At 44.6% G+C, this 22,005-nt stretch carries 17 protein-coding genes and 1 riboswitch; of the genes, 3 read left to right on the top strand and 14 right to left on the bottom strand.

Annotated features, from left to right (window positions below; all coding sequences use genetic code 11):
* Nucleotides 1-436 precede the first annotated feature (436 nt).
* Nucleotides 437-1,834 (bottom strand): MATE family efflux transporter, encoded by a 1,398-nt coding sequence (locus tag MKX60_RS08510; RefSeq protein WP_042191684.1) that lies wholly within the window; start codon nucleotides 1,832-1,834, stop codon nucleotides 437-439.
* A gap of 160 nt (nucleotides 1,835-1,994) precedes the next feature.
* Between MKX60_RS08510 and MKX60_RS08505 the strand changes: the two genes are divergently transcribed.
* Nucleotides 1,995-2,876, top strand: coding sequence for a helix-turn-helix transcriptional regulator (locus tag MKX60_RS08505; RefSeq protein ID WP_076285285.1), 882 nt, complete (start codon nucleotides 1,995-1,997; stop codon nucleotides 2,874-2,876).
* 69 nt (nucleotides 2,877-2,945) lie between these two features.
* Here the strand turns inward: MKX60_RS08505 and MKX60_RS08500 are convergent, their stop codons facing one another.
* The 3 genes from MKX60_RS08500 to MKX60_RS08490 form a co-directional block, all read right to left on the bottom strand.
* On the bottom strand, nucleotides 2,946-4,553 hold the full coding sequence (locus MKX60_RS08500; RefSeq protein ID WP_143764094.1) for an extracellular solute-binding protein: 1,608 nt from the start codon (nucleotides 4,551-4,553) through the stop codon (nucleotides 2,946-2,948).
* Between the two features lie 70 nt (nucleotides 4,554-4,623).
* On the bottom strand, nucleotides 4,624-5,517 hold the full coding sequence (locus MKX60_RS08495; protein WP_076285287.1) for a carbohydrate ABC transporter permease: 894 nt from the start codon (nucleotides 5,515-5,517) through the stop codon (nucleotides 4,624-4,626).
* Nucleotides 5,518-5,528: 11 nt separating this feature from the next.
* Nucleotides 5,529-6,404 (bottom strand): ABC transporter permease, encoded by an 876-nt coding sequence (locus MKX60_RS08490; RefSeq protein ID WP_256721700.1) that lies wholly within the window; start codon nucleotides 6,402-6,404, stop codon nucleotides 5,529-5,531.
* 475 nt (nucleotides 6,405-6,879) lie between these two features.
* Between MKX60_RS08490 and MKX60_RS08485 the strand changes: the two genes are divergently transcribed.
* Both MKX60_RS08485 and MKX60_RS08480 read left to right on the top strand, forming a co-directional pair.
* Nucleotides 6,880-9,114 (top strand): AraC family transcriptional regulator, encoded by a 2,235-nt coding sequence (locus MKX60_RS08485; protein WP_076285288.1) that lies wholly within the window; start codon nucleotides 6,880-6,882, stop codon nucleotides 9,112-9,114.
* Nucleotides 9,115-9,353: 239 nt separating this feature from the next.
* On the top strand, nucleotides 9,354-11,291 hold the full coding sequence (locus MKX60_RS08480; protein WP_341059514.1) for an exosporium glycoprotein BclB-related protein: 1,938 nt from the start codon (nucleotides 9,354-9,356) through the stop codon (nucleotides 11,289-11,291).
* Between the two features lie 140 nt (nucleotides 11,292-11,431).
* Here the strand turns inward: MKX60_RS08480 and MKX60_RS08475 are convergent, their stop codons facing one another.
* The 10 genes from MKX60_RS08475 to MKX60_RS08430 form a co-directional block, all read right to left on the bottom strand.
* Nucleotides 11,432-12,544 (bottom strand): cysteine desulfurase family protein, encoded by a 1,113-nt coding sequence (locus tag MKX60_RS08475; protein ID WP_076285290.1) that lies wholly within the window; start codon nucleotides 12,542-12,544, stop codon nucleotides 11,432-11,434.
* A 51-nt stretch (nucleotides 12,545-12,595) separates the two neighbouring features.
* The gene (gene mnmH / locus MKX60_RS08470) at nucleotides 12,596-13,633 is read right to left on the bottom strand and encodes a tRNA 2-selenouridine(34) synthase MnmH (RefSeq protein WP_076285291.1); all 1,038 of its coding nucleotides are present in this window, start codon (nucleotides 13,631-13,633) and stop codon (nucleotides 12,596-12,598) included.
* 57 nt (nucleotides 13,634-13,690) lie between these two features.
* Nucleotides 13,691-14,749 carry a selenide, water dikinase SelD gene (gene selD, locus MKX60_RS08465; protein WP_341060285.1) on the bottom strand — a complete coding sequence of 353 codons (1,059 nt, stop codon included), beginning with the start codon at nucleotides 14,747-14,749 and terminating at the stop codon, nucleotides 13,691-13,693.
* A gap of 156 nt (nucleotides 14,750-14,905) precedes the next feature.
* Nucleotides 14,906-15,715, bottom strand: a complete 810-nt coding sequence (locus tag MKX60_RS08460; protein WP_042191701.1) for an alpha/beta fold hydrolase — start codon at nucleotides 15,713-15,715, stop codon at nucleotides 14,906-14,908.
* A gap of 106 nt (nucleotides 15,716-15,821) precedes the next feature.
* Nucleotides 15,822-16,006: riboswitch (cyclic di-AMP (ydaO/yuaA leader) on the bottom strand.
* A gap of 221 nt (nucleotides 16,007-16,227) precedes the next feature.
* Entirely contained in the window at nucleotides 16,228-16,401 is a 174-nt protein-coding gene (locus MKX60_RS08455) for a hypothetical protein (protein ID WP_341059513.1), read from the bottom strand.
* Between the two features lie 84 nt (nucleotides 16,402-16,485).
* A complete protein-coding gene (locus MKX60_RS08450; RefSeq protein ID WP_076300403.1) occupies nucleotides 16,486-17,280 on the bottom strand; it encodes a Nif3-like dinuclear metal center hexameric protein in 795 nt (264 codons plus the stop codon).
* 111 nt (nucleotides 17,281-17,391) lie between these two features.
* Nucleotides 17,392-18,411 (bottom strand): endo-1,4-beta-xylanase, encoded by a 1,020-nt coding sequence (locus MKX60_RS08445; protein ID WP_341059512.1) that lies wholly within the window; start codon nucleotides 18,409-18,411, stop codon nucleotides 17,392-17,394.
* A gap of 28 nt (nucleotides 18,412-18,439) precedes the next feature.
* Nucleotides 18,440-19,972 (bottom strand): glycoside hydrolase family 43 protein, encoded by a 1,533-nt coding sequence (locus tag MKX60_RS08440; protein ID WP_341059511.1) that lies wholly within the window; start codon nucleotides 19,970-19,972, stop codon nucleotides 18,440-18,442.
* A gap of 47 nt (nucleotides 19,973-20,019) precedes the next feature.
* Nucleotides 20,020-20,922: a carbohydrate ABC transporter permease gene (locus MKX60_RS08435; protein WP_143759544.1), complete on the bottom strand. Its 903-nt coding sequence runs from the start codon at nucleotides 20,920-20,922 to the stop codon at nucleotides 20,020-20,022.
* A 59-nt stretch (nucleotides 20,923-20,981) separates the two neighbouring features.
* Entirely contained in the window at nucleotides 20,982-21,950 is a 969-nt protein-coding gene (locus MKX60_RS08430) for an ABC transporter permease (protein WP_341059510.1), read from the bottom strand.
* Between the last annotated feature and the right edge of the window lie 55 nt (nucleotides 21,951-22,005).

Here is a 22,005-nt window from a genome sequence, read left to right as displayed (position 1 = left end):
AATTCTATATGAATGAATAATCAAATTTCAGAACCATCAAACTTAAATTTTATACTCGCACAAAAAAGAGGCTAACCCTTAAGTAATTATTTACTCATGGGTAGCCTCTCTCCAAAAACGTCACCCAACACCCACAGCTCGGTGGGCGATTGCGCAGCAGATGGGGATTGGTGCTTGGCGCACTTAGGGTGCTCAGTGGTGTTTGGAATGCTTGATGTTTGTTGTCGCTCGATGTTACTTGCAGTTCTCAAACTTTCTATTAGACTCCAGAGTCGCTATTTCCGAAAAAACGGCTCTTTTGGGCAACTATCGGACCCCAGAGACACTATTGCTATTGGTGCAAAAAGACATCATTATGGGCAATTTTCCGAGGAATAGCGCCTCTCCAGTCCGAAAGCACTCCATTGCCTACCATGGTCGGCTTATAGAGTCCCGCTCATATAGTTAACGAAGTACTTCTTTTCCCGGCTCCATGTAGTGAGGCATTCCCTTCACTCAAACCGATATCCGCCTGACGGATAACTTTCCTCCCTCTCCAGCGCATTAGAACAAGCATCCCCCGCACAAATTCATCAGCAATCATACAGCAGTAGATCCCTGTGAGCCCCCAGCCTAAGCTGATTCCAAACCAGTAAGAACATCCAACTCCAATAATGGACATAGACACGATGGAAGTATACATCGTATAACGGGTATCGCCGATGGCGTTCAGCGCATTACCCATGCCCATATTCAACATTTTGCAAGGTTGCAGTAGGAGATTTAGGGCCAGTAAGGAAATCCCAATCGCAATAATCCGCGGGTCGGAAGTGAAATAACCTAGTAGATTCCTGCCGAAAAGAAATAGCAGTAACATGTTCGCTGATACAATAGCCAAGCCGATATACAGCGTGCGATATGCACTACGATAAGCCTCTTTCAGCTTCCCTGCCCCGAACAAATGCGCGATCTGTATCTGTCCAGCCAGCGCGATTGCATACCCTAACGTGAAGCAAAAGGACTCTAAGGTATTGAGATAAGTCCTTGCGGCTAACGCTTCTGCGCCCAGTGCGGCTAGAAAGGAATAGACAATCAACTGAGAGAACACCCAGCAGGAAGAATTAATCCCTAGAGGCCAAGCAATCCTTATAATTTCCTTGAATAGCTTGCCGTTGAATATACGGAAGTCCCTAAGTCTAATCTTAATCTCGAAGGAACCTCTAAACATGGTATACAGCATGATCACACCGACCAGTCTACTGATAATACTTGAGATTGCGATTCCCGCAAGCCCTAGCTGTGGCAGACCGAACATCCCGAATATAAAAGTATAGTTCAGAATAATGTGAATGACATTTATGATGACCCCTGTGTACATTGGTCCTCTGGTATTCCCTGTATTACGAATCGCTGTTCCAAGGGAAGCAATCATCCCCACCAAAAACAGACCGCCACCGACATACGAGATATAGATATTGGACAGTGATAATAGCTCAGGCGATATATTTAGAATCCCCGCTATTGGACCCGCATAGAAGAACAGGATGATACTCACGACAATACCAAGAATGAGACTAACCGATACGCCCATAATTGCAATCGTACGCGCTTCGCTGAAACGTTTTGAACCCATTCTTTGCGCGATCAGGATCCCCGCACCGCCCGCAAAGGTGGTAAAAAGTGTGGTCAACGCACCGAACAATTGATTGGAAATGCCGACTACGGCGACTGCATCGTCTGAAATACGGCTGACCATGAGTGTATCTACCGTACCTAGCAGGGTCTGAAGAAACACCTCTATAAATATAGGCCAAGCCAATACCCATAGTCCAAAGCCCTGTCTTTCTTTTTTCACTAAATAAACCTCCCCTTAAACCAAACATGCATAATAGACCTAAGAAACAGCATATTTTTTCTTTAGGTCAGACTAAATTATAGATGATATACTTTTGGTGATGGTACAGATTTCAAACCAATAATTTCATTATTTCAACCTCATAAAAGGAGATCTCTCCATGAACATTATTAATTTTATCGTCCCGCCAATGCCCTATTATATCGTAAGTGGATTGCACACCTTCTCACCAGGGCATTACCACATGAGCCGCCACAATATCAAGGTATTTGACTTGCTTGTAGTCAAGCAGGGCTGCCTATATATGAATGAAGGAGGTCTCACCTTTCAGGTACGTGCAGGTCAGGCACTGCTTCTTCGTCCAGATAGCCATCATTTCAGTACGGACAGCTGCAAGGAACACACCTCTTATTATTGGCTGCATTTTCAGACAGTGGGCGATTGGAATATTTCCGAGGCTACAGCTTCAACACCAGAGACAGAACATACCAGAGTGGAGCATCCTCTTCATTCAGACGAATTTAATATACGCACTTTTACCTTACAGCTGCCCCAATATACCTCTCTGCTACAACCGTCCAAGATGGAAGAACTGCTCTCGCAGCTGAATCAACTAGCGCCTAATTCCCATTTGAGCGATACTCCATTTCAGCAGCAGCTGCTATTCCAAGAGGTTCTCCAGCAATTATCTGCCTCTCTCCGCCATGAGCGTCCCTCTCCCTCCAAAATATGTGCAGAGCAAGCTGCCTCCTATTTGCGCAGTCATTTCCGTGAGCGCATCACAGCACAGCAGCTAGGGGTGAACCTGAACTTTCATCCTGTATATATCGCTCGTTGCATGAAAAAGGAATACGGCTGTGCACCTATGGATTACCTGCTACACTACCGAATTCAGCAGAGTAAGCTATTGCTGATGCAGACCAGTTACACGATTGCCCGGATCGCCGAGGAGGTCGGCTTCAATCAAGCGCCTTACTTCAGCTCCAGCTTCGTCCGCATTGAGGGAACCACTCCGCGGGAATTCCGCCAGCGCTTCTCGTAGTCTCCTAGAATACAAAAAAGGGATGCTCCCCGCCTTTATGGCTTAAGGAACATCCCTTGCTCTTTTTTATTACAGACCCTTCTCCTGTACGTAAGCATTCCATTGCTTGATATATTCCGCCTGAATTTTCTCAAGGCCGGCTTGCTTAGCCTTCTCCATGAAGGTAGCTAGACCCGCATCTACATCCTCTACCAATCCAGCTTGCAGCGGATACAGGTATTGCTTCTCTACCTGCTCCAGTGCCGCTTTTTCAGCCTGATAGGAAGTGTAATCTTCAGCGAAACCTGTGAAGATATCCGGCTTCTGAATCTTATCAAGCTCATCGAAAATCTCTTTGACGCCATCATAGGATTTGTCGAATAACATAAATTCCGGGTTCCGCCAAGCCCAGCCATTCATCCCTTCACGAGTGAAACCGTTCGTAGAAGCGTCTCCAATAAGCTCATAATAACCTTCTGCATCAACCTTATAATTTTCCCCTTCAACACCGTATTGCGTCAACTGATTATAACGTTTATCCATAACCATTTTCTCATAGAAGGCTAATGCACGTTCAGGGTTCTTACTGCTCTTCGGAATGGCGAATCCATTATGGATCGGATGAACCGGCGTGGCGTAACCAATCGTATTACCGTAAGGATGGTAACCCAGCTCCCAATCAGGATGGCCCGCTTTCATTTTCATCAGTGTATCGTTGAAGCGAGTCGGGTTATCTCCGAAGATAGTTGCCGCTTTACCCACAATAATCGGACCCTGAAGGGTGTCCTTCGTGTTCAATATATTTTTAGGAATTAACCCCTTTTCCTGCCAGCGTTTCATGGTCAATAGTTCTTCTTTATGTTCCTCCGAGCCCCAATATAGATAAGCTTTCGAAGGTTCACTATACTTGATTCCGATACCATAAGGTAACGGACTTCCGACAATCCCGTGAAGTGCAGCGTAAAGATCATGCAGATTCTCTCTCACATTACCGTTAGGGGATAACGGCATCATCTTCGGTTCATTTTTCTTGATGCCATCCATATAAGCCTCGTAGCTGGCCAGATCTGTTGGCTCAGGTAGATTGTATTTCTTACGAAGATCCTCACGCCAAACAAAACCATTCGTTACATATTCCTTATAAGTGGCAGGTACAGTGTAAATCTTACCATTAATCTTAACTGCATCCCACATATCCTGCGGTACAAATTGCTGGAGGGCTGGGGCAGCCGTCGGCAGCAAATCATCAATAGCCAAAAAAGCTCCTTTTTTAGCGTAAGCTTGATACTGTGTCCAGTCCGCAGTGAAGATCAAATCAATCGATTGACCAGAGGAAAGCAGCAATTTATACTTCTGATCCCAATCTGTCCATGTTGTATAGATGAATTTAACGGTAGCATTCAGATCCTCTTTAGCCATCTTGTTAATTTGCGCTTCAATGCTCGGAAGATCCTTAGGCGCATCGCCCAGCATATAAAATTGCAGTTCAACCTCCTTAGATGTATCCAGCCCCGTTTTCTCCTCTGTCCCAGCGTTGGTACCCTGAGACGTATTCCCGCCTTTGTTGCTCTCTTTTACTGCCGTATTATCCCCATTCGTGGAACTCGAATTCCCTCCACAGCCTGCCAGTAGAGTCAAACTTAGTACTGACGTGAGCAGAATAGACATACTTTTACCCCGTAGTTTGATCATCTGAATCCTCCCTTTTCACTATTCTTCTATGTTAGCCGATTGTACCTAAGCCCGGGTAGGGTGTAGGTTAACGGTTCTAACCTTTTACAGCTCCGATGGTCAATCCTTTCACGAAGAAACGCTGAACGAACGGATACAGAAATAGAATCGGACCGGTCACAACAATTGCCATCGCCATTTTAGTAGACTCAGTAGGGACTTCCGTTGCAAGTGTCACCCCAGTTCCAGCACCCATCTGTGCAATAAATTGTGCTGAATTGATAACATTGTACAGATAGAACTGTAGTTGGTATTTATGAGTATCATTAATGAACAGAGAAGATGTGAACCAGTCATTCCAGTAATACAAAGCAAGGAACAAGCCGACTGTAGCGATTCCCGGCATGGAGAGCTTGAGCACGATCTGCCAGTAGATTCTGAAATCACCGGCCCCGTCAATTTTTCCGGAATCGAACAGCTCCTCGGGGACTGCTGATTTAATGAAGTTTTTCATTAGAATGATCAAGAATGGCGTCATCAGACCAGGTAGCACCAATACGGCATAGGAGTCCAGCAAACCGAGGTACTTGGTGATCATGATGTACCAAGGAACAAGTCCTCCACCAAACAAGGTCGTAAAGTAGATATAAAAGGAAACGGTATTACGATATTTAAAATCCTTCCGGGCCAGCACATAACCTGCCATAGTCATGAAGAAGAGTCCTAGTATCGTTCCAATTACAGTAGTGGTAGCTGTAACGGCATATGCACGCAACACCTCATCCGGAAAGATAAATACCGTCTTGTAGCCTTCAAGTGAGAACTGTGCCGGAATCAGATGATAGCCATCGCGGATAATGGATTCATTACTGGTTAATGATGCAGAAATAATTAGAAGAAAGGGCAGCAAGCAAGCAACCGACAATCCAATGATGACCAAATAGGCGATTGCATGAAGCAACTTAGTATATTTATCCTTATAAATTCGCATTTCTTGTCCTCCTAGAACAGGGCATAGTCGTCGTTAATTTTGCGGATAATATAGTTGACCGTCATAATGAGGACAAAGCCGAATAAGGATTGATAGACCCCAGCTGCTGTCGCCATGCCCACATCAAACGTTACTTTGAGCGAACGATAGACGTAAGTATCGAGAATATCCGTCGCATTGTAGAGTAGCCCGTTATTACCTATTAGTTGATAGAACAGGTCGAACTGTCCCTTCATAATACTGCCAAGTGCGAATAGCAGAAGAACTACAAAGGTCGATTTCAACATCGGCACCGTAATATACCAGATCCGCTGAAAAATATTAGCTCCATCAATTGTAGCCGCTTCATAATATTCGTCACTGATGCCAGTAATCGCCGCTAGATAGATAACCATGCTGTAGCCAAGATTCTTCCATAGATAGAAAACGATAATCAGAAAGATCCAAGCCCAAGGTTTACTGTAGACATCGACCGGATCGAGCCCGAACTGTGTAAGCATCGTATTCAAGAAACCGCTGTCATAATTAAATAGGTTGTAGACAATCACGCTGAGAATTACAAAGGATACGAAGTACGGTAGAAACATCACCGATTGACTGATTTTTTTAAACCACTTCCCACTCAATTCACTTAGCAGAATCGCGCAAACAATCGCCAGTACATTCCCAAGTACAATAAAAGCGATGTTATAACCGATCGTGTTCATCGTCAGCTTCACTAGCGTACCGGATCTCCATAGAAACTCGAAATTCTGCAACCCGACAAACTTGGAATTGAACATGCTGCTGTTGAAGTCGAATTGTGTGAACGCATAATAGATGCCTACCATTGGAAAATAGGAATTCACCAGAAAAAATATCAAGGTGGGCAGCAGCATCAGAAACATTACCCGATTGTGCACCAGCTCATACAGAAATCCTTTCTTCTTTCTTCTCGTTCGTAAGCGTGCTCTACCATCAGCCTGGATGCCAAGTTCGACGGTTGAGATACCTTTGGATGAGGTTTGGCTCAAGATCTCTCACTCCCCTTTAATATTGAAACTGCATAATTCCACTATAGGGAGATTCTCCTGAACATAGAAGTGAAGCTTACAAGCCTTATTGCACAAACTTGCAAAACAAGGATTGGACAATTGTGATATTTATGTAAAATCACTCAAGGGCCTTCGATAGACTTCAAAGCTTGTCTATTTCCGATTAACACTTATAATTCTTGTAGAAAATGCTGTTATGTACACAAATATTTAGTTTGTTCACTCCCTGCAGATAGAAAAATGCAACATTCTAAGGTTGCTTCACTGTTCTGTTCACTCTTGGCGATTTATAATAAAAGAAGTTCATATGATGATCAGGGGGGACGGTATGAAGAATAATGGTCTACGAAGAAAAAGACTACTGTACGGCAAGCTGCTCACCACCATAACCCTTTGCATATCGTTAACCCTTCTTGTCTCTACTTTTGTCTACTATACATACTATATCGGGGTCGAGAAGACACAGACCTTCCGCTCGGATCTAAGAGATCTGACTCAGACTGGCAAGAAGGTAGTCAATATGGCCGAAGTGGCACAAACGCTTTCATTTCAACTATATCGAACTAGCACTATTTCCCACCTGTTGTTCTATAACAAGCCCTCCGTTTATGAGGTTACGGCTGCGATGTCAGATCTCCACAACTATCTGAATTCTATGCCGTACATTGAATCCATCTATGTATATAATCCGAATAATGACACGGTATATATCTCGGCTGCGCAAGGGCAGAACGGTGTGTACACCACAGGAGAATTAGAGGACACTGAAATCATTCAAATGTTGAATCATTATCAGGATTACAAAACATTTACTCCCATCCCGCGTACCTACTCCATCGGTGAACCCAAATCAGAGGCTATCTCTGTATATACTTATCTCTGTTATGATGCGATCAATTGGGACCGCTCCATCAATTCTGCTGTTATTGTTAATATTTCAGCGGCTTGGATAAATAAGGAGTTAGGTAATAGTAATACTTCCGATAGTGGTAAGACTTACCTTCTAGATGACCAAGATCGGTTTCTATCGGGGAACAAGCTGACATTGGAGAAGCTCTCGGAGGATGAAAGCAGTTGGATAGAGCATAAAGTTAAATCCCGCTCCGCAGGTTATTTCACAGCTCCTTTTAAAGGCCAGAAATCGCTAGTGTCCTATACTTCACCAGATTCTCTTGGTTGGCAGTATGTTCGCATTACTCCATATAATGTGATCACAGAACAGACCAACCAAATCCGTAATACAACACTACTGATTTCTTTGATTATTTTAATATTCGGACTTATCATTTCTAGAATGCTGTCCAAACGCCTCTATCTTCCTATTGATTCCATTGTAAGCCGAATGAATAGCCTTGAAGCTGACAAGCGCAACAGCATGTTTACGATTAGACAGAATTCATTACGTAATCTTGTTCTCGGTATAAAAGCCCCCCACAGCAGCCAGCCTAGTGATTTCGAGCAACTAAGTATTGCTTTCAACTTAAACGAAGGTTATCGGCTTGTATTGCTGCGTATTGATGAATACAATACCCTGCGACAAGAGCGAGGTGCTTATCTACTTGCATACAAGTTCGCGATCATGAATATTGCTTCGGAAATTTGCGGTCAGACTTATCAAGTTGAAAGCGTAGATATGAACGATGACAGCGTAGTTATGTTACTTAGCAGTATGACGTCCGCTGAATCTCTCGATACAGAATTGATCGAAGTACTGCTGCGACAAATCCGTGTGGCTTGCTGCGATTATCTGAAAATAGGATTATCGCTAGTGTACAGTCCCATTAGTGATAATCCAGATCGATTGAACCGCCTATATAACCAGGCCAAAGAAGCTTCTAAACATAGACTTTTTTATGGGCATGGCTGCCTAATCAACGCGGAGAAGATTAACGAATTGCAGAATAACCTATACTCTTACCCTGCGGATAACGAGAAAAAGCTGGTCGATGCCCTCACCAGTGGTAGAACAGACGAAGCCCGTAGCCATTTCTCTGACATCGTGCGCGAATTGGACCAATACCCCTACCATGTACTAGAACTAACGCTATCCAGGGTGACGCTATCGATTAAGAGAATCATCGATAATATCAAAAAGCTCAGCTCTACATCTGTGGAAGATATCCTCAAGATACCTTCACTTGAGAATTACGAGACGATGAAGGAGCTTGAAGAAGCTTTTTACCAACTCTTCGAGGATATTCAGGAATTACAGGCCGATAAACGTAGCTCTAAGCAAAGTGATCTGATCCGTCAAATTAACCAAAAAATCAATCAATCTTACACGGACCCCAGCCTGGGCCTGAACCAGATTGCTGATGAGCTTAACCTGTCACCTATATATGTCAGCCGTCTTTATAAGCAGCAAACAATGACAGCTATTGTGGATGTCATCATGGATGTACGAATGCAGGAAGTATGTCGCCTCTTGAAAGAGAGCGATCTGTCCGTATCGGATATTGCTGAAATGACCGGTTTCACGAGCAGTTCTTATCTCCATCGGATGTTCAAACGCAACTTCAGCATCACGCCGATGGAATACAGGCGTTCTAATACTCGTTCATAAAACTGAAGGCTGAGTGAGAATGCGAACGGAGTACAGATCAATAACACTACTAAACTACTCTATCAAAAAAAGGCAGGCTACTGTATTAGCGGTGGCTTGCCTTTTTAATGTAGGTTCATGTGTATCGACTTCCAGAGCGATTACTGTAACAACTTCAGCTTCTCTGAATATGCTGATTGGGCAGGTTCCCAATTTTTAAAGGTATGAAAAGGAGAAGCTCAAGGAGGAGATACAGAAGCATGTCAGATCATTATCATAGACCATTCAAAGGTGACGCTATCCTAAACAAACAAGGAAGAATAAGCAGTCCTGTCAGAAAAAGAGAGTGTGCTGCACTATTAAAAATAGTCACAGAGCTTGCTACAGTGGTACCTCCCGCACTTACGAATCCCACTACACTTCATATTTCCAATCTTCAAAGAGTGTTAAGAGAGCTCATGGAATTCTTGCATGAGGCTAGGATATGCAGCCCTTTTAGAACGGAGCTTCTTTCTGTAGTAGAAATAACCATTGTATCTACTGAGGTCAGTCCCTTCTCCGTCGTGAGCGTGGGTACTAATCTTCAACAGCTGTTAGCCGAGTTATTATCTTTTATCCTCGCCACGAAAATAGACTCTCATTGCAAAGATCAGTTGGTAATTCAAATCAGACATATTCAAGCTTCTATTTCACAAGCGCTCGGCTTACCTATTAAGGGTGCGACGGGGCCACAAGGTCCTCAGGGACCCCAAGGAACTCAAGGGCCTCAAGGGCCTCAAGGACCTCAGGGTCCTCAAGGAGCCACTGGTGCAGGGCTGCAAGGTATTGTAGTCTTTAATCCGGCACAAAGCCCATTGTATCCAGCGGGTCAAGTAGTAACCTTTAATGGCAGCACTTATATAGCTACTGTTGCCGGACCCAAAGGAACACCAGGTAGTTCATCAGATTATTTACTAATTGCTGGTGGAGCAACAGGTGCGACTGGTCCGCAAGGACCTCAAGGGGCGCAGGGTCCTCAAGGTCTTCAAGGTCTTCAAGGTCTTCAAGGTCCTCAAGGTCCTCAAGGAGAATATGGTGTTGGCGGGACAGGCGCGACGGGTGCTACTGGGGCGCAAGGTATACAGGGACCTCCAGGTCCTGGAGCAGGGGCAACTGGAGCGACAGGCGCGACAGGTACTGCGGGGCTGGCTGGCGCAACGGGCGCGACAGGTACTGCTGGAATTGCTGGCGCGACAGGCGCGACAGGTACTGCGGGGCTGGCTGGCGCAACGGGCGCGACAGGTACTGCTGGAATTGCTGGCGCGACGGGTGCGACAGGTACTGCCGGACTTGCTGGACCGACAGGGGCTACAGGTACTGCCGGGCTTGCTGGTCCGACAGGGGCTACAGGTACTGCCGGGCTTGCTGGTCCTACAGGGGCTACGGGTACTGCCGGGCTTGCTGGTCCTACAGGGGCTACGGGTACTGCCGGGCTTGCTGGTCCGACAGGGGCTACAGGCACCGCCGGGCTTGCTGGTCCGACAGGGGCTACAGGTACTGCCGGGCTTGCTGGACCAACAGGGGCTACGGGTACTGCCGGGCTTGCTGGTCCGACGGGGGCGACGGGTACTGCCGGGCTTGCTGGTCCGACTGGTGCGACGGGGGTTACCGGAGTTACAGGAGTTACTGGGGCAACCGGTGATGGCGCAATCATTCCACTGGCATCTGGTGGACCAATTATTATGACCACGGTTTTAGGTGGTTTGGTGGGAACAACAAGCCTTATAGGCTTCGGAAGTTCAGCCACAGGCATTTCTCTTGTTGGTGGAAATATAGATTTGACAGGTACTGTTCTTGGACCTCTTATCAACTTTGCAATGTCCGTTCCTCGTTCAGGAGTGATAACATCTATTGCTGCATACTTCAGTAATACCATTGCTTTATCGCTTCTTGGTACTACGATAAATGTAACAGCGCAATTGTACCAATCGGCCACACCAAATAACACATTTACTCCTATTCCAGGTGCAATAGTACCACTTCCATCTATCACTGGTACTATTAATTTAGGAACTTTTGTCAGCGGAATTACGAATGGTATCAATTTTGCTGTAACACCGCAGACACGTCTTCTTATGGTATTCTCAGCCACTGCTACAGGTCTTACCCTTGTAAATACAGTCACTGGTTATGCAAGTGCAGGCTTTACTATTGTATAATCACTAACACAAACAAAAGCATCTGCCCTCCCCACTAAAGGAGTAACAGATGCTTTTGTTATAATATTCGATTAAAATTTCTTAATCTTTCGATCCGGAGAGACGATATTGAGCAAACTTAGCTATCCCTGGCAATCCACTCACAACAAATACTCTTTCAGCTTACCGATAACCTCATCGATCTCCGCTTTAGTCGTATACCGTCCCACACTAAAACGAACCGCTCCCTGCCCAATACTTGCTGAGACATTCATTGCCTTTAGAACAGGTGAAATCAATGTTTCTCCAGAATGACAAGCTGAGCCTGTTGAGGCAGCCACATCTTCCAGCGAAGCAATCACTTCGTGACCCACCGCTCCAAGAAAACTAACGTTAAGCGTGTTGGGCAATCGCTTATGCCTATGACCATTCAGGTGAATTCTGTCGCCAAATGCCTTCTGCAATCTATCGTAGAAATAATCCGCTACTTCTTTCACACGCTCTCTGGATGCAGAGTCCGAAGCAAGCTCACAGGCTTTTCCTAATCCAATAATATAAGGGGTGTTTTCCGTTCCGGCACGTCTCCCCTGCTCATGCCCTGCTCCGTGAATTAATGGCTCGATGTGAATGCCCTCTCGGATGTACAATGCTCCAATCCCTTTTGGCGCATATAATTTATGGCCTGCCAGCGTTAGAAAATCCACCCCTAACTCAGCCACATCAAGCTCTACTTTTCCAGCGGACTGCGAAGCATCGGTATGTACAAGGACACCCCGTTCATGGCAGACCTCAGCTATTTCTTTGATCGGCTGAATCGTGCCCGTTTCGTTATTAGAGTGCATAATGGAGACTAGTATAGTTTGGTCTGTAAGCTGATTTTTCACATCATCTACCTGCACCGTTCCATACGCGTCAACAGGTACATAAGTAATCGTGTAGCCCAACTGCTCCAGATACTGACACGGTTTAATTACCGCAGGATGCTCCACAGCAGACACAATAATGTGATTGCCTTTATGTCGATACGTTTGGGCGACGCCCTTGATAACGGTATTATTCGACTCGCTGCCCCCGCTTGTAAAAAGCACCTCACCCGGCGTACAATTCAGGAAATTAGCCACCTGTGTTCTTGCTCGCTCGATTCCGACTTTAGCTTTTTGTCCCAAAGAATGACTGCTTGAAGGATTGCCAAAATGACCATAAAGATAAGGAATCATAACCTCTGCTACTTCCTTATCTACAGGTGTTGTAGCGTTATAGTCTAAATAGATCATTTGTTAAGCCGAGCCTCCTCTAAACCCCTCATACTTTACGATACATAAAGCTTATACCTTCTGATTACTTAAAAAAGAGATTACCGCAGCCTCAGCTTCATCCAAATTGTTCACCTTAAAGGTAACTCTCTCAATGCCTTCATACTGAGTAGACGTATAATCGTATTTAGGATCATAGTAGTATTCTAACAGCAGCGCAACAGCCTCTCCGAACATATCAGCTTGCAAGCAACGCTCGATTTCCGCCGCAATGGGGATATGAATTCGTGATTTGATACTTCGAAATGCTGAAATGCACTGTTCTTTATATTCTTCTGGTCGATAATCCTCAAGGATTTGCTGCACTCTGGCTTGTAGTGGCATCTCAATCCAAATTTGTGTTCCAATCTCTTTCTGCTCGGCCATGAATGGGGGCATTACGACCTTCCCAATCTTTTTGCTCTCCGCTTCAAACAGTACATAAGGAGCATCCCCAAGCTTAATTAATTCCTCCATAAGAAGACTATCGAACGTTTTTTGATTGTTTGCATGAAGTCCGATCTCGCCAAAGATAGAACCGCGGTGACCTGCCATTCCTTCCAAATCCAAAACAGGATAGCTCTGTGCCTTCAGGCGGTGCAGCAGGTTTGTTTTACCTGTACCCGTATTTCCATGAATGACATAAGGCTTCGCCTTGAATTCATAGGACTCCAGTTCATCGAGTACCCATTTACGGTAAGCTTTATAGCCGCCAATCAATCGGTAAGCGTGAATATCCATTAAAGAAAGTACGGTCGCAGTTGTACGGCTGCGCATACCTCCCCTCCAGCAGAATACAGCCTTGTCCCCTTGAATCGCAGCAAATTCTTTGACAAAGGAAGGTAGCTTCGCAGCAGCAATCTCCAAACCGCGTTCTTTCGCAGCCTGCACACTTGTCTGTTTATACAACGTACCTACTTCAGCCCGTTCCTCATCATCAAAAAAGGGAATATTCAAGCTATCCGGCAGCGTTGCATCTTTATATTCAGAAGGAGATCGAACGTCGATAACGGTGATCTGCTTCTTATTCTTTAACACTCTTAGTTCTTCCAATGTAATATCCTGAAACAATGCGCTCTCTCCTCTGGTGGCTAACTTCTTAGGTCGCCTCTAAGCTGAACTCCAGCGTTATTGCGCAGCTATAACTGCAATCAGACCCGGATGCTCTTCCGTTACCTCTCCGATCAATGCTGCTTCTACACCTGCATCTACTAACTCTTTTAGCAAATCCTCACTTTGTTCAGGAGCAACAGAGATCAGCAATCCACCGGAAGTCACAGCATCACACAGAATATAGCGGCTTAATTGGTCCATCTCTTCCGGATAAAGAATACTGCCCTCCAAATGAGCAAAGTTATTCTTAGTGCCGCCTGGAACAAAGCCCTGCTCCGCGAGCTCTCTTACTCTTGGCAGCATCGGTACATTGCCTTGACGAATAATCAGTCCGTGATTGCTCCCTTTTGCCATTTCCGAGGCATGTCCAAGCAACCCGAATCCGGTAACATCTGTACAAGCATGTACATCATAGGGCTCCATGATTTCAGCCGCTTTTTTATTCAATGTAGACATGACTGTCGTAAGGCGTGTAGTTTCTTCTGTGGATAGCTGATCCTTTTTAATAGAAGTCGTTAAGATGCCCACACCGATAGGTTTAGTCAAAATCAGCTTGTCTCCTGCCTGCGCACCTGCATTCGTTCTTACTTTGTCCGGATGCACAAGGCCCGTAACGGCCAATCCAAATTTAGGCTCTTTATCGTCGATGGAATGTCCGCCCACAAGCGTTGCTCCTGCTTCCTGCACTTTATCTGCTGCACCGCGCAAAATGTCACCGAGAATGCTTTTGTCCAAAACAGAAATAGGGAAGGCCACAATATTAAGCACTGTAAGCGGCTTGCCGCCCATAGCATAAATATCACTTAACGCATTAGCTGCTGCAATTTGCCCAAAGGAATAAGGGTCGTCCACGATCGGCGTGAAAAAATCAACAGTTTGCACTAACGCCAGATCATCACTTAATCGATATACCCCAGCGTCATCACTGGTATCCAAACCTACAAGTAGATCCGGATTAGGAACGGTTGGTGGTAGACTGCGAATAACCTGCATGAGATCGGCGGGACCGATTTTGCAGCCGCAGCCCCCTTTTGAAGATAATGAGGTCAATTTTATGGTTTCGGCTTGAGACATCATGACTCAGCTCCTTTAGATAGTTAATCTCGAATATCTTTAATCTTACATCAGTAGACAGCATTGTACAAAATACAGACATACAGAAGAACGCCCCGTAGCCAGTACATACTCCCCGGCTATGGGACGCCCCTCATTTCTCACTTACCACTAAGATCAACTAATCTGCTGAGTTTCCTGCTGTTTCTCCAAAAACCGCTGAAGTATAGCATTAAATTTCTCCGGCTGACACAGATTACTAGGATCTAATGCGTTAGGGATGATCACTAACTGAGCATGTGGCAGCTGAGACACCATATCCTTCATACAATTAACTCCAAATTCACTAAAGTCACCTACAATACATAAGGCGGGACGCTTAAAAGACTTTAAGCATCTAGTGTAATCCACATGGCTCGTAGCCAGCCTTTGCCGATACAATTCCCGTGGACGTTTATCGAGAAGTCCTCTTCTAATCTCGTTATAAGCCAGATTCCAGCGTTCCCGGTACATCATACGAATCGAAGGCAGTACAAGCTCACTTGGAGCGTAATACATTAACCAGCTACAATAAGCAGCCATAAGCTGGATTTTACCAATTATCGTTGACGCCTGACTTCTACAAAAGCTATCCGCGACAACAATCGCTTTTACTCGCTCTGGGTATTGTTTCGCAATATGCTGAACGACGAGCCCCCCATAGGCACTCCCAACAAAAACAGCCTCACGAATACCCAAATCATTCAATAGCATAATTATATCTAGACATTGGGTTTCAATAATCTCGTTTGGGGCCTGCAGTAATTCACCTGATTTGCCATTCCCCCGTAAATCACACAGAATCACTTTATATTTATCAGAAAAATACTCCAATTGTGGCTTGAACATACTATGTGTTAATCCATGTCCATGGATAAACACAACCGGAGCCCCTGTTCCATTGATTTCGTAATAGAGCGAAGTTCCATTCAGTTTAGCAATAGGCAAAGTTAACACCTCTTTCATAGATAGGTTCTACAACTATATCTGCTTTTTAACGCAGCAAAAAACCACAGAGGGATTCTCTGTGGCTATTCATCATCAAATACGCCATTCATCCTCTCTCCATACGCTTACGAGGTTAGCTGTCGGATTCGGGCAGTGAGAGTTGCCCTACCTGCATGGATGCATTTCTGCACCTGGAACAGGATTCACCCCATAACTAGTACCGATTGTTACACTGGTTCCCAGTTGTTGGTTCCCCCGCTTTCCTTAACGGAAATTAAGCGGACTTCTTATGTAATTGTCAGTTATGTGATGAATCATACTCCGTGTAAGGTTTCTTGTAAAGTTGAGCCGTGGGCAAAATAATGTTGAAAGCCATGCTTTTCATTTCATATTGAGCATACACTTCGTTTTCTCTTTCTTTTGCTCTTGTTTACTCAATATATCTAAAAAAAGCCGAGCGGCCATCAGAGATCAATCCCTGAACCACTCGGCTTCGTTATACAATCATATGGCTACAACAGATCGGCGTTTTTCAATGCATGCTCCCAGCTCGGAAAAAAGAACAGCGCACTTCTCATAAGATCAGGATCGCTTTGCTTCACTTGTTTTTTGCTGATCGAGCTTCCATCGATTTGAAGCTTTTTGATACGACTTAACACTTCATCAGCCTCCAAAGGAATTTCCATTGAAACACTCCTTTCTCAGTGACCTGGTTTCCAATCATTTTCTCCATAATATGCAAATTTATTCTTCATTTCGGTTTATACGAATTAAACCAGCTGATAGACCGGTTGTTCAGCAATAAAATAAGTAGGAATCATTGGGTATTTCTGTGCCAGAACTTCAGCTAAATATTTCATTCCTGGAGCTTCACTTTCCGCATGACCTAACATAATCAGCGCTTTTGATCTGCCTTGGTGGACAGCATCCCTCACATATTCTGGAGTTTCCCATTCGGGGCCCTCGCCAGCAATAATTAAATCAAGATTATGCTGATTAAAAAGAGGAATAGCCATCGTCCCACCTCCTCTGTAACCTACTAATATCCCCACTTGTCTGCATGTCTGGGATAGGTCTCCGGCAGCACGTACATAGGAGATGCCTAGCTTTCTTTTTATATACAGAGCCGCTTCACTTACCGTCATAGCTGGAATCGATAGGATTGTAGCAGTGGATTGCTGCTCAACCACATAGGCTGACCATTCAAGCTCTCGTAGCAAGCCCACCATGATCCCATCCGGTTGATGCCGATGCCAATAATCATGATAACGAAAAATAGCCAGTTCAGAACGCTCAATCAAACTCCGTTTCGCGCGAGACACAGGGTCAGCCTCTAACCACTTGCTCGTCTCATGATGACTGTAAAACACACCTTCATGTGTGATCAACAAATTGGCGTTCATAGCAACCGCTCGTTCCACAACATATTGCGTAGCGCAAAATGCCGTAACCATACCTGTAATCACCATTTCCGGATTCCCCGGCTTAAGAGTATCCACAGTCCCATCTATCTGTTCCATGGCTCCTATTAAATCTTCCAGAATCGTTCTAATTGTCACGCTCACTTTAATCCGCCCTTTGAGATCCATACTACTAATCTATCAACTTATAAATAACCCGCCCTTAATCGATATAAGGACGGGTTCACAGTTCATTATTTGAGCAGCTTGCCCACTCTATGATTTCGTGGCAGAGGTGATAATTCGATGGAAAGCTGGCTTCGGCTTATGCCCTTCATCGAATAGGAACGGCCAGTTCTTCCGCCCACGAACAGGGAAATCATCCAGCCAGGTATAGTCATCCGCTGCTCCCCAGAACGTGACCGAACTAATCACGTCCCGGTATTCTCTCAGCAGTGCGAACATCGCTTCATATCGATCTGCTTGAAGCTCGAGCAGCTCAGCAGGTACTGCCTTTAAGTCCATTCGTCTATCATCGAAACGGAACATGGATACATCCAGCTCTGTCAGTTGGAGCTGAAGTCCTAAAGATGCATATTTTTCAATCGCTGCACGAATATCCTCCAGACTAGGATCGTATAAATTCCAGTGTGCCTGCAATCCGACGCCATGGATCGGCACGCCTTGTTCCAATAGCGACTTCACCAGTTTATAGATTTTGTCACGCTTTAATGGATGGGATTCGTTATAGTCATTGTAGAACAACAAAGCCTTTGGATCGGCTTCATGTGCGAATTCAAACGCTTTGGCGATAAAGTCTGGGCCAACAATGTCGAGCCACTTCGACTGGCGAAGAAGTTCTTCTCCCTCATCAGCGATTACCTCGTTTACAACATCCCAAGCATAAATTTCTTCCTTATAACGTCCTACAACGGTCTGAATATGTGATTTAACTCGTGCAAGCAGAATCTCTTTGCTTACAGGTCCTCCGCCCTTATCCTCAAACAGCCAGTCCGTTGTCTGGTTGTGCCAAATCAAGGTATGTCCGCGCATCGCCATATGATGTTCCCTGGCGAAGGCAACCAGCTGGTCTGCTGCCCTAAAGTTATAAGTGTCCTCAAGTGGATGCAGACTTTCAAATTTCATCTCGTTCTCAGCGGTAATACTGTTGAAATGATAAGCAAGCAAATGCTCCTGTGATTGGATAGTTAATGGGTTGACGGCTGCGCCAATCTTGAAATCCTCTGCGAACACTGTCTTTAGTGCAGGCTCTGTAAAATCACTAGCTTGTCTCAACAAGTTCCCTCCTAACAAACGCTATTCATTATGACCGATAATCGAACCAATCAAAGTGGGCAGGTACCTCAGCTACTTTACCATGACCTGTCGCATATAAACCGATAAGAACACCTGTAAATCCATTTCCTTTTACGGCCTGTGGGGATAATGGGTATGCTGCCGCTGTAGATAGCTTATTCCATTCCTGCCCATCCAAGGAGAACAATAAGGTATATTCGGTAAGCTCCGCCTGTATTTTCAGATAAATTCGCTCAGCTGTAATTGGTACTTCTGCTTCTACACGGGTTATTCCATCAATAGTTAATTGTGCTGCAATGACTCTGTGGCCATCTTTTTGCACCAAGCCAACCTCATAATGTGCATGCTCATCCAATCTAGCACAAAGTCCAGCCTCTTCACCGTCCACGGTAGGGTTAAAATCCAGTAATGTACTCCATTCTGCTGAAGTATGCTGCTGTCTTCTTCCTATAAAGGCCACCTGTCCTATATCACTGAGACCCTTAGATTGACCCCGAAGAGATAACCATCCCGGGCGTTCATTTAGAGACCAGCTTGCCTCAGCGGGATTACGAAGAAAGGTCATTGCGAACGGTAATACATCGTCTTCAAAGTCATACCTTCCGCTTAGCGCAGGCTTTGGTGATTGACCCGGTACACGCGGAACCTTCATATCCACTCCTACGATATCTTCGTTATTATCAATCATCGGCCATCCGTCTTCATTCCACGTTACAGGGGCAAGAAAGGTCTCTCTTCCTAGCACTGTATACTTGGAATCTACTAGACGTACTCCAAGGAATACGGCCCACCAATCCCCGTTACGATCTTCGATCAGATCAGCATGTCCTAGATACTGAATGGGACTATCAGTCCCGCGATGGGTCAATATCGGTTGCTCTAATCTTTCAAAAGGACCGTAAGGGGAGGAAGAACGACCGATAATTTCTCGGTGTTCCTTTGCCGTGCCGCCTGAAGCAGACATGATATAATACATTCCGTTAATTTTGTACAAATGTGGTCCTTCCGTCCAAGGTCCACCATCCCCAGTCCAGATGACAACAGGTTCTGTTAATGCTGCTCCTGTAGCAATGTCTATCTCATATTGAATAGCGTGGGAATCATAATCTGCTCCCTGCTGGGTGGTTACATATACCTTTCCATCCTCATCAAACATTAGAGAAGGGTCAATGCCTCCATAAGGAATAATGATTGGATCTGACCACGGACCCGCTGGGTCCGTAGCCGTAACATAGAAATTTCCCTTCCCGTGTATTTCGGTCGTTATCATGTAAAACGTTCCTTCATGATATCGGATCGTTGGTGCAAATATACCTCCAGAGCTTTTACTTTTACGTGTATCTAGCTGACTTACACGATTGAGCACATGACCAATTTGTGTCCAATGAATTAAGTCCTGGCTGTGAAAGATAGGTACCCCAGGAAAATATTCAAAGGAGCTACAAACCAAATAGTAGTCATCCCCTGCCCGTGTGATGCTTGGATCGGGATAGAAGCCTGGAAGTATTGGGTTCGTGTATGTGATTGGAGATTGGGTCATAATTTAACAAACAACCTTCCTATTCCTTAATAGTGGGTGCCAGCTACTTATTCCTTCACGCTTCCTACGTTCATTCCAACTACAAAGTACTTTTGCATGAATGGATAGACTAGCAGAATCGGAACCGAAGCAACGATAGTAACGGCTGCACGAATGGACTTTGGAGTTACCATTGACCCCGCTGACTCCGCAGTTACCCCTGCCCCGTTAGCTACACTTGCGCTACTGTTCGCATTCATACTAGATTGTATTAGTTTCATTAATTCATACTGCAATGTACTCAAGTGCTGGCGGGAAGAGGTGTAGATAAAAGCATCAAACCATGAGTTCCATGCACCTACCGCTACAAAAAGGGCAATGGTAGCAAGAACAGGTTTACATAAAGGGAAGACTACTTTCATGAAAATCTTAAATTCCCCGGCACCGTCGATTCTCGCGGATTCCATAAGACTTTCATGTATGCTACCAATATAAGTACGGATGACGATCATATTAAATGCACTTATCATAGTCGGTATTACATATACCCAAAATGTATTAAGCAAATGAAGATCCTTAATTAGGAAATAATTTGGAATCAGACCCGCATTAAAATACATGGTTAGGACGAAAACAAAGGTAATCTGCTTGCGGAAAACATATTCTTTCCGGCTTAAAGTATAAGCAAGCATTGTGGTTAAAAATAGATTCAGGATCGTAGATATCACTGTTCGTGCTACCGAAATCCAAAAAGCAGGAATAATTGTACCAGAGGCAAAAACAGCTTTGTAGTTCTGTATAGTCCACTCCCTAGGCAATAGATAAATGCCGCCGCGGATGGTATCATTTCCCTCATTTAAGGAAACTGCTATAGTATTCAAGAATGGATACAAGGTAACAATGACTAGACATATCATAAAGATAGTATTGAAGGTACCGAACACTACTGGTTCGATCCCTATAATTCTCATACGTTTTCTACTATTACTTTTTGGAGATTTCTGAGGTATTAATTGAGTTTTTTCCATGATTATAACAGCCTCTCTTCCCCTAGCCGCTTCGACGTCCAGTTAGCTAAAAGCAGTAACGTTACACTTACGACTGTTTTAAATATGCCTCCCGCAGTGGCTAAGGAGTAATTCCCTTGCCCAATCCCGTATTTCAATACAAATATATCAATCGTATCCGACCAGTCTACAGTAAGCCCGTTCCCTAACAAGTACGGAACCTCAAATCCGACATCCAGTACATGTCCTATGGACATGATCATCAGGATTACAATGGTTGGTTTAATTCCCGGCAATGTTACATTGAACATTTTTTTGTACCGGTTAGCCCCATCAATCTCAGCAGCCTCATATAAAGCTGGATCTATAGAAGCCATAGCAGCCAAGTAGATGATTGTACTCCATCCAACCTCTTTCCAGACGGTTGAAGCACCCACAATACCCCAGAAATACTTCCCTTCACTCAACCAAAGGATTGGTGAATCGATAAGATATAATTTCATGAGCACGATGTTGATAATCCCGTCGTTAACCGAGAGGGAGACACCTACAATCCCTGTTACAATAATCCAGGAAAGAAAGTGAGGTAGGTAGGATATGGTCTGCACGGTTCTTTTCCAAAATACATTTTTGATTTCATTAAGAAGTAAGGCCAATGTTATCGCGGTTATAAATCCTAGAAAGAAATTAATTAATCCCATAGCCAGTGTGTTTCGTAGTACCCTTAAAAAGGTATCATCCGTAAATAGAAACTTGAAGTGTTTCAAGCCGACCCATGTCTGTTCGCCAAATGCCTTAGCTGGTTTATAATCCTGAAAAGCCATTGTCCATCCCCAAACAGGTACGTACGCAAATAGTACAATATACAGCAGCAATGGAACTGACATCCAAATCAGCTGTTTCTGATTCTTAATCAAGGTCATAGTAATCGGTTGCTTCTTTTTTCTTTTAGGATGCCGGTTAACTTTTTTTCCCGTTAAAATCTCATCCATATATTTTCTCCCCACATCATCCATATATTTCAGAAAGTGGTTGGCTAATAAGCCA

This window comes from Paenibacillus sp. FSL R5-0914, assembly GCF_038004525.1.
GTDB lineage: Bacteria > Bacillota > Bacilli > Paenibacillales > Paenibacillaceae > Paenibacillus_AQ.
This window is presented reverse-complemented; position numbering and strand designations above follow the sequence as displayed.